This is a genomic window from Nocardia fusca NBRC 14340 (genome assembly GCF_001618425.1).
Taxonomy (GTDB): Bacteria; Actinomycetota; Actinomycetes; order Mycobacteriales; family Mycobacteriaceae; genus Nocardia; species Nocardia fusca.
In genome coordinates this window covers 1-8122 of sequence record NZ_BDCU01000021.1, presented here as the reverse complement: position 1 = coordinate 8122, position 8122 = coordinate 1, and the positions used below count along the sequence as shown (strand labels likewise).

The following is an 8122-nucleotide window of genomic DNA, read 5'->3' as shown; positions in this document are numbered from 1 at the left end:
CTGTGTTCGGGCCGCCAAAGGGTGCGTTCCGGTAGGCCGGGCGGCGGCCATGCTTAGGCTGTTTCCATGATTACCGCCATCGTTCTGATCCAGGCCGACAACGGGCGCATACCGGAGACCGCGCAGGCGGTGGCCGATACCGAGGGCGTGACCGAGGTGTACTCGTGCGCCGGCGACGTCGATCTGATCGCACTGGTGCGGGTCCGCGACCACGAGGAGGTCGCCGAGGTGGTCACCGCGCGGATCGACAAGGTCGCCGGTGTCCAGCGCACGGTCACGCATATCGCGTTCAAATCGTATTCGCGCGCCGATATCGAGGCCGGTTTCTCGATCGGCGAGTGAACCGGGCGGGTCAGTCGTCGCCGAGGGTCCGGGTGAGCGCCGCCCAGCGGTCCAGCAGCGCGGCGGCCGCCCCGCTGTCGATCGCGGTGGCCGCTCGTTCGATCCCGGCCATCAGATGATCGTCGAGTTCGGCGGCGTCCGCGCCGCGGGACAGGTCGTAGGCGGTGATGGCGGCGGCGGAGTTCACCAGGACCGCGTCGCGTACCGCACCGGAATTGCCCGCCAGCACATCGCGGGCCACCCCCGCGTTCACCTCGGCGTCGCCGCCGCGCAGCTCGTCCAGGTGGACCCGGGGGATCCCGAGCCGGGCCGGGTCGATCACCGCTTCCCGGACCACCCCGTCGGAGACCACGAAGACATCGGTGACATCGGAGGTGGTGATCTCGTCCAGGCCGTCCCGGCCGCGTACCACCAGCGCAGCGGCGCCCCGCTCGGCGAACACCCCGGCAATGGTCGCCAGCAGGTCCGGGAACGCGCATCCCACCAGGCCGGCGCGCGGTTGGGCGGGATTGGTGAGCGGGCCCAGCACATTGAAGACGGTCGGGATCCCGATCTGTTTCCGTGCCGGACCGGCAAAACGCAGACCCGAGTGGAACAGCGGGGCGAAACAGAATCCGATACCGACCTCGCGCACACAACGCGCCACCGACTCGGGGCCCAGGGCCAGCTTCACCCCGAGGGCCTCGAGCACATCGGCGCCGCCGCTCTTCGAGGACGCGGCCCGGTTACCGTGCTTGACGACCGGCACCCCGGCCGCCGCGACCACGATCGAGGACATGGTGGAGATGTTCACCGAGCCGGAGCGGTCGCCACCGGTACCGACGATGTCCACCGCGTCCCCGTCGATCTTCACCAGTCGCGCGTGCCCGAGCATGCCGCGGGCCATACCGGCCAGCTCGGTGGGGGTGGGGCCCTTGATCTTCATCGCCACCCCGAACGCGGCGATCTGTGCCGTGGTGGAGTTGTCGGTGAAGATCTCGTCGATCACCCAGGTCGTATCGTCCGCGGTGAGGTCCTGTCCGTCGGCGAGCGCCCCGAGCATCTGGGGCCAGCTACGCACGCTCATCTCAATCTCCTCGTCGCACCGATATCCGTTGACCGAACGGTTGTGCACACCCTAAACCGCGTAGCGCCGCGCGCACCGCACGACGTCATCGATGCTGCTGGCGGGGCCCGCGCGGCGAGGGAGCGGCCGACACGCCGGACCGCCGTGAGAGACGCGCCGAGCCGGTCGATCACGACACGGATGATCGAGTTTGGAACCCGACTTCGACTGTCGTACTACGAAGAGTCATACTTACCCCCGTGACGACCGCAGTAGGTACCTCAGGATCGGCCATAACCCAGCGTGTGCATTCGCTGAACCGGCCCAACATGGTCAGCGTCGGTACCATCATCTGGCTGTCCAGCGAGCTGATGTTCTTCGCCGGCCTCTTCGCGATGTACTTCGTCGCGCGAAGTCAGGCGCCCGAATGGCCGATGCCGCCGACCGAGCTGAACCTCGGCCTGGCCATCCCGGTGACCGCGGTACTGATCGCCTCGTCGTTCACCTGCCAGATGGGTGTGTTCGCGGCCGAGCGCGGAGACGTGTTCGGGTTGCGCCGCTGGTACGTCCTCACCTTCTTCATGGGCCTGTTCTTCGTGCTCGGTCAGGGCTACGAGTACATCCACCTGGTGGATCACGGGACGTCCATCTCCGGCAGCTCCTACGGTTCGGTGTTCTACATCACCACCGGGTTCCACGGCCTGCACGTCATCGGCGGTCTGATCGCGTTCCTGTTCCTGCTCGCGCGCACCGCGATGAGCAAGTTCACCCCGGCGCAGGCCACCGCCGCGATCGTCGTCTCGTACTACTGGCACTTCGTCGACATCGTCTGGATCGGGCTGTTCGCCGTGATCTATTTCGTCCAGTGACGCCAGCTGCCCACCACGGTTCCGTCTACTCCAAAGGGACACAGATGAGTTCATCGCCCCCGACAGCGCCAGCGCCCGCCAGCGGTGGGCACGGCGAGGCCAGCAAAAAGCGCAGGCAGCGCCGCGTCCGCCGACGGATAGCGGGTGGCCTCGCGCTCATGGTGGGTCTCGTCGGAGCCGGTTTCCTCGCCTCGGCGCTCACCCCCGAGCCCCAGGTGGCCACGGCGAACGAGGATTCGGTGGCGCTGATCCGCGAGGGTCAGCAGCTGTACGAGACCTCCTGCGTCACCTGCCACGGCGCCAACCTGCAGGGTGTGGCCGACCGCGGTCCCAGCCTGATCGGTGTCGGCGAGGCGGCCGTGTACTTCCAGGTGTCCTCCGGGCGTATGCCGATGGTCCGCAACGAAGCGCAGGCCGAGCGTAAACCCCCGAAATTCGACGCTCACCAGACCGACGCGATCGGCGCCTACGTCGCCGCCAACGGCGGCGGCCCGACGGTGCCCCGCGACGCGAACGGCGAGATCGCGCAGGAATCGCTGCGTGGCGACGATATCGGCCGGGGTAGCGAGCTGTTCCGTATGAACTGCGCGTCCTGCCACAACTTCACCGGCCGTGGTGGCGCGCTGTCCTCGGGCAAGTTCGCCCCGTCGCTGGCGCCGGCCACCGAGTCGCAGATCTGGACCGCGATGGTCACCGGCCCGCAGAATATGCCGAAGTTCTCCGACCGGCAGCTCTCGGCGGAGGAAAAGCGCGACATCATTGCCTACATCAAGGACTCGGCCGAGGCGAGGCCGCCGGGCGGCTGGGGCCTGGGCGGTTTCGGTCCCGCCACCGAAGGACTGGCCATATGGACCATCGGCATCGTGGCGGTCGTGGGTGCGGCGATCTGGATCGGATCGAGGACCTAGTCATGAGCGAACAGGAGCAAAACGAGATGGGTGGCCTGGACAAGCATTCCGCGGCCGCGACCCCGGCTGACCCGACCGAGGCCGAACTGGACGCGATGTCGCGGGAAGAGCTGGTAGCGCTCGGTACCGCCCGGGACGGCGTGGAGGTCGCCTACCGCCGGGAACGCTGGCCGGTGCCGGGTACCCGGGCCGAGAAACGCGCCGAACGGCAGGTCGCGCTGTGGTTCGCGATCTCCGGTCTGGCCGCGGCCGCGCTGGTGGGCGTCTTCCTGTTCTGGCCCTGGGAGTACAGGGGTAAGGAAGACAGCGGGCACGGCCTCTACTCGCTCACCACTCCGCTCTACGGCCTGACCTTCGGTATCTCGATCCTGGCCATCGGTATCGCGGTGGTGCTGATCCGCAAGAAGTTCATTCCCGCGGAACTGTCGGTGCAGGACCGGCACGACGGCAAGTCCAGCGAGGTCGACCGGCGGACGTTGGCGGCCGAATTGGGCGACGCCCTCGACACCTCCACTCTGGGCCGCCGCAAGCTCATCACCCGGACCGCCGGCGCGGGCGTCGGCATCCTCGGTATCGGCGCGCTGCTGGTGTTCGTGGGCGGCATGGTGAAGAACCCGTGGGCGCAGCGCGAGAAGTCGCCGCTGTGGGTGTCGGGCTGGACCCCCGATTACCCGGGCGAAACCGTCTACATCCGCCGCGATACCGGCCGCCCACAGGACATCGTGCTGGTCCGTCCCGAGGACCTGGACGCGGGCGCCATGGAGACCGTCTTCCCGTGGAAGGAATCCTGGCGCGGCGACGAGCACGCCACCCTGCAGTCCCTGCGCGGCATCCGCAACGCCGTGATGCTCATCCGGCTGCGCACCGAGGACGCGAAGAACGCGATCAAACGTAAGGGTCAGGAGAGCTTCAACTTCGGCGACTACTTCGCCTACTCGAAGATCTGCACCCACCTCGGCTGCCCGACCTCGCTGTTCGAACAGCAGACCAACCGGATCCTGTGCCCCTGCCATCAGTCGCAGTTCTCCGCGACCGAATGGGGCAAGCCGATCTTCGGTCCTGCTGCCCGAGCGCTGCCGCAGTTGCCGATCACCGTAAACTCAGAGGGGTACCTGGTCGCCAACGGTGACTTCATCGAACCCCTCGGCCCGGCCTTCTGGGAGCGTCGATCATGAGTGCTGGAGAGGCTGTCGGCCGCAAACTTGCGGCACAAGCCAACGAAGTGGACGAGCGCTACCGCGCCGCCGCCTTCATGAAGCGATCGATCAACAAGGTGTTCCCCACCCATTGGTCGTTCCTGCTGGGTGAGATCGCGCTGTACGCGTTCATCATCCTGCTGCTGTCGGGTGTGTACCTGACGCTGTACTTCGACCCGTCGATGGCGCACGTCACCTACGACGGCGCCTACCAGCCGCTGCGCGGTGTGGGCATGTCGCGGGCCTACGAGACCGCCCTCAACATCTCCTTCGAGGTGCGCGGCGGTCTGTTCGTCCGGCAGGTGCACCACTGGGCGGCCCTGCTGTTCGCGGCCTCGATCATCATCCACCTGTTCCGCATCTTCTTCACCGGCGCGTTCCGCAAACCGCGCGAGGCGAACTGGGTGATCGGCTCGCTGCTGCTGATCATGGCGATGTTCGAGGGCTTCTTCGGCTACTCACTGCCCGACGACCTGCTGTCGGGCACCGGCCTGCGGGCCGCGTTCTCCGGTATCACCATCGGCATCCCGGTCATCGGCACCTGGCTGCACTGGCTGATGTTCGGCGGCGACTTCCCCGGCGAGATCATCATCCCGCGCCTCTACATCGCGCACGTGCTGCTGTTCCCCGGCATCATGCTGGCGCTCATCGCGGCGCACGTGGCCATCGTCTGGTACCAGAAGCACACCCAGTTCCCGGGGCCGGGCCGCACCGAGAACAACGTGGTCGGCGCCCGTATCGTCCCGGTGTTCGCCGCCGATCAGGGCGCGTTCTTCGCGTTCACCCTCGGCTTCGTGGCGATCATGGGCGGCGTACTGCAGATCAACCCGATCTGGAATCTGGGCCCGTACAACCCGTCACAGGTCTCGGCCGGTTCCCAGCCCGACTTCTACATGATGTGGACCGACGGTCTGGCCCGTCTGATGCCGCCGTGGGAGCTGTACCTGGGCAGCTACACCGTGCCCGCGGTGTTCTGGGTCGCGCTGATCATGGGCCTGGTGTTCATGGTGCTGATCGCCTACCCGTGGATCGAGAAGAGGCTGACCGGCGATACGGCGCGGCACAACCTGTTGCAGCGTCCGCGCGACGTCCCGGTCCGCACCGCGATCGGTGCGATGGCCATCGCCTTCTACGTGGTGCTCACGCTGTCCTGCGTCAACGACATCCTGGCGTTCAAGTTCGACATCTCGTTGAACGCGACCACCTGGATCGGTCGTATCGGCCTGCTCATCGCGCCGCCGGTGGCGTACTTCATCGCCTACCGGTTCTGCATCGGCCTGCAGCGCAGCGACCGCGCGGTCCTCGAGCACGGTATCGAGACCGGCGTGATCAAGCGCCTGCCGCACGGTGAGTACATCGAGGTGCACCAGCCGCTGGGCCCGGTGGACTCGCACGGCCACCCGCTCCCGCTGGAATACCAGGGCGCCGCGGTGCCCAAGAAGATGAACCAGCTGGGTTCGGCCGGCCGGCCGGGTACCGGCAGCTTCCTGCGGCCCGACCCGCGCGGGGAGAGCGAACAGCATTTCGCGAACGAGCTGGAAGAAGAGCACAAGCAGATCGCCGTACTCAAACGGGTACAGGAGGATGCGCGCTCGAACGGCAGCAACGGGCAGCACGGGCACTGACCCGTACCGCACCGCACACAGGCCCCCTGGAAACAGGGGGCCTGTGTCGTTCCGGGAGCCGGGCGGATCCCGCCGGGCACTACCGTGCGAGTCGGCGAGCGGCCTCGATGGCCTCGAATTTGGCGAAATTGTGCCGGGCGTCGGCCAGCGCGTCGTGGGCGTCCCGCGGCGGTGGCGGCAGTTCCGGCCGGCCGTGCGCCTCCCAATGCTGGCGCAGCTCATTGGTGTAGCGGGGCAGCGCCGAGGGCAGATCCACCATCGACCCCCACAGCTGGCACAGCACCACATGGTCGTAGGCGCCGACCCACGCCCACAACTCCGGCGCCACGGTCGGACGCGGAATCAGGAAGCGGTACAGATCCTCGCGGATCTGCTCTCTGGTCCGCCACAGCGGAGAAGTCTGCGGCGGCAGCTTCGGCAGCACATATCTGCTGACCCAGGGACCCGCGCGGCCGGCGTCGAACTCCGAGGACACCGCGTAGAACTCGCGCCCGTCCTCACAGACGAATGCGATCGACACCAGATCGATCACCCGGCCGTCCTCGATGAACTCCGCATCGTAGAAATATCTCAAAAGGTGGATTCCCATCGGCAGCGAACAAGTGATGTGAGCCTACCGAGACCGGTCGAGGGGCATGTCCCGCGCAGCCTCCACCCGCTCCGGACGGCCGGCCTCCGCCGACCGGTCGCCAGGGCCGCGACCAGCCCTGCCGGGGACGGGGCCATAAACCCGGCAACGTATCCTGGAAGAGTGAACTGGACCGTCGACGTTCCCATCGACCGTTTGCCCGAGCTTCCGCCGTTGCCCAGTGACCTGCGGAAACAGCTCGACGACGCGCTCTCGCGCCCGGCGTTGCAGCAGCCGTCCTGGGATCCGGAGCAGGCGGCGAACATGCGCACCGTGCTGGAGAGTGTGCCGCCGATCTGTATCCCCGCGGAGGTCGACGAGCTGCGGGAAGGGCTCGCCGAGGTGGCGCGCGGTGAGGCATTTCTCATGCAGGGCGGCGACTGCGCGGAAACGTTCGCCGACAACACCGAACCGCATATACGCGGCAATATCCGTACCCTGCTGCAGATGGCGGTGGTGCTCACCTACGGCGCCAGCCTGCCGGTGGTCAAGGTCGCACGGATCGCGGGGCAGTACGCCAAACCCCGCTCCTCCGATACCGACGCCCTCGGTTTGAAGTCCTACCGGGGCGATATGGTCAACTCCCTGGTCGCCGACGCGGCCGTCCGGGAGCACGATCCTTCCCGCCTCGTGCGCGCCTATGCGAACGCCAGCGCCGCGATGAACCTGGTCCGGGCGTTGACCAACGCCGGCATGGCCGATCTGCACAAGGTGCACGACTGGAACCGGGACTTCGTCGCACAGTCCCCGGCCGGTGCGCGCTACGAGGCGCTCGCCGGGGAGATCGATCGCGGTCTGCGTTTCATGACCGCCTGCCGGGTCACCGACCCCAGTCTGCAGTCGGCCCGCATCTATGCCTCCCACGAAGCCCTGGTACTGGACTACGAGCGCGCCATGCTGCGGCTCGCACACAATTCGGCCGGTGACCCGGCCCTCTACGACCTGTCCGCGCATTTCCTGTGGATCGGGGAGCGCACCCGCCAATTGGACGGTGCGCATATCGCCTTCGCCGAGCTGCTGTCCAACCCGATCGGCGTGAAGATCGGGCCGAGCACCACCCCGGAGCAGGCGGTGGAGTACGTGGAACGGCTCGACCCGAACAACGAGCCCGGCCGGTTGACCCTGGTCTCCCGAATGGGCAATACGAAGGTTCGCGAGGTCCTCCCCGCGATCGTGCAGAAGGTCCAGTCGACCGGCCACCAGGTGATCTGGCAGTGCGACCCGATGCACGGCAACACCCACGAATCCTCGACCGGTTTCAAGACCCGGCACTTCGACCGCATCGTCGACGAGGTCCAGGGTTTCTTCGAGGTCCACCACGCACTCGGCACCCACCCGGGCGGCCTGCACATCGAACTGACCGGTGAGGACGTGACGGAATGCCTGGGTGGGGCCCAGGACATCTCCGACCTCGACCTGTCCGGGCGGTACGAGACGGCGTGCGATCCGCGGTTGAACACCCAGCAGTCGCTGGAGCTGTCCTTCCTGGTCGCGGAGATGCTGCGTTAG

8 protein-coding genes are annotated in these 8122 nt (G+C 67.2%); 6 read left to right on the top strand and 2 right to left on the bottom strand.

Features of this window, described 5'->3' with window-relative positions; all coding sequences use genetic code 11:
- Positions 1-66 precede the first annotated feature (66 nt).
- The gene (locus NF4_RS12740; RefSeq protein ID WP_030523878.1) at positions 67-342 is read left to right on the top strand and encodes an Lrp/AsnC family transcriptional regulator; all 276 of its coding nucleotides are present in this window, start codon (positions 67-69) and stop codon (positions 340-342) included.
- Positions 343-352: 10 nt separating this feature from the next.
- Here NF4_RS12740 and trpD read toward each other — a convergent pair whose 3' ends face one another.
- Positions 353-1408, bottom strand: a complete 1056-nt coding sequence (trpD, locus tag NF4_RS12735; protein ID WP_063127568.1) for an anthranilate phosphoribosyltransferase — start codon at positions 1406-1408, stop codon at positions 353-355.
- Between the two features lie 239 nt (positions 1409-1647).
- Here trpD and ctaE point away from each other — a divergent pair, with 239 nt between their 5' ends.
- Genes ctaE through qcrB form a run of 4 tightly spaced genes read left to right on the top strand, consistent with a single transcriptional unit; the run spans position 1648 to position 5985 of the window.
- Entirely contained in the window at positions 1648-2256 is a 609-nt protein-coding gene (gene ctaE / locus NF4_RS12730; RefSeq protein ID WP_063127567.1) for an aa3-type cytochrome oxidase subunit III, read from the top strand.
- Between the two features lie 44 nt (positions 2257-2300).
- Positions 2301-3164, top strand: coding sequence for a cytochrome bc1 complex diheme cytochrome c subunit (qcrC, locus tag NF4_RS12725; RefSeq protein ID WP_084533089.1), 864 nt, complete (start codon positions 2301-2303; stop codon positions 3162-3164).
- 26 nt (positions 3165-3190) lie between these two features.
- On the top strand, positions 3191-4339 hold the full coding sequence (gene qcrA, locus NF4_RS12720; protein WP_063127570.1) for a cytochrome bc1 complex Rieske iron-sulfur subunit: 1149 nt from the start codon (positions 3191-3193) through the stop codon (positions 4337-4339).
- Positions 4336-5985, top strand: coding sequence for a cytochrome bc1 complex cytochrome b subunit (gene qcrB / locus NF4_RS12715; protein WP_063127565.1), 1650 nt, complete (start codon positions 4336-4338; stop codon positions 5983-5985). The genes qcrA and qcrB overlap by 4 nt, the downstream gene beginning before the upstream one ends.
- A 79-nt stretch (positions 5986-6064) precedes the next feature.
- Here the strand turns inward: qcrB and NF4_RS12710 are convergent, their stop codons facing one another.
- Positions 6065-6559 carry a polyadenylate-specific 3'-exoribonuclease AS gene (locus NF4_RS12710; protein WP_063127569.1) on the bottom strand — a complete coding sequence of 165 codons (495 nt, stop codon included), beginning with the start codon at positions 6557-6559 and terminating at the stop codon, positions 6065-6067.
- A 177-nt stretch (positions 6560-6736) separates the two neighbouring features.
- On the opposite strand from NF4_RS12710, the gene NF4_RS12705 reads away from it, so the two are divergent.
- Positions 6737-8122: a class II 3-deoxy-7-phosphoheptulonate synthase gene (locus NF4_RS12705; RefSeq protein WP_063127564.1), complete on the top strand. Its 1386-nt coding sequence runs from the start codon at positions 6737-6739 to the stop codon at positions 8120-8122.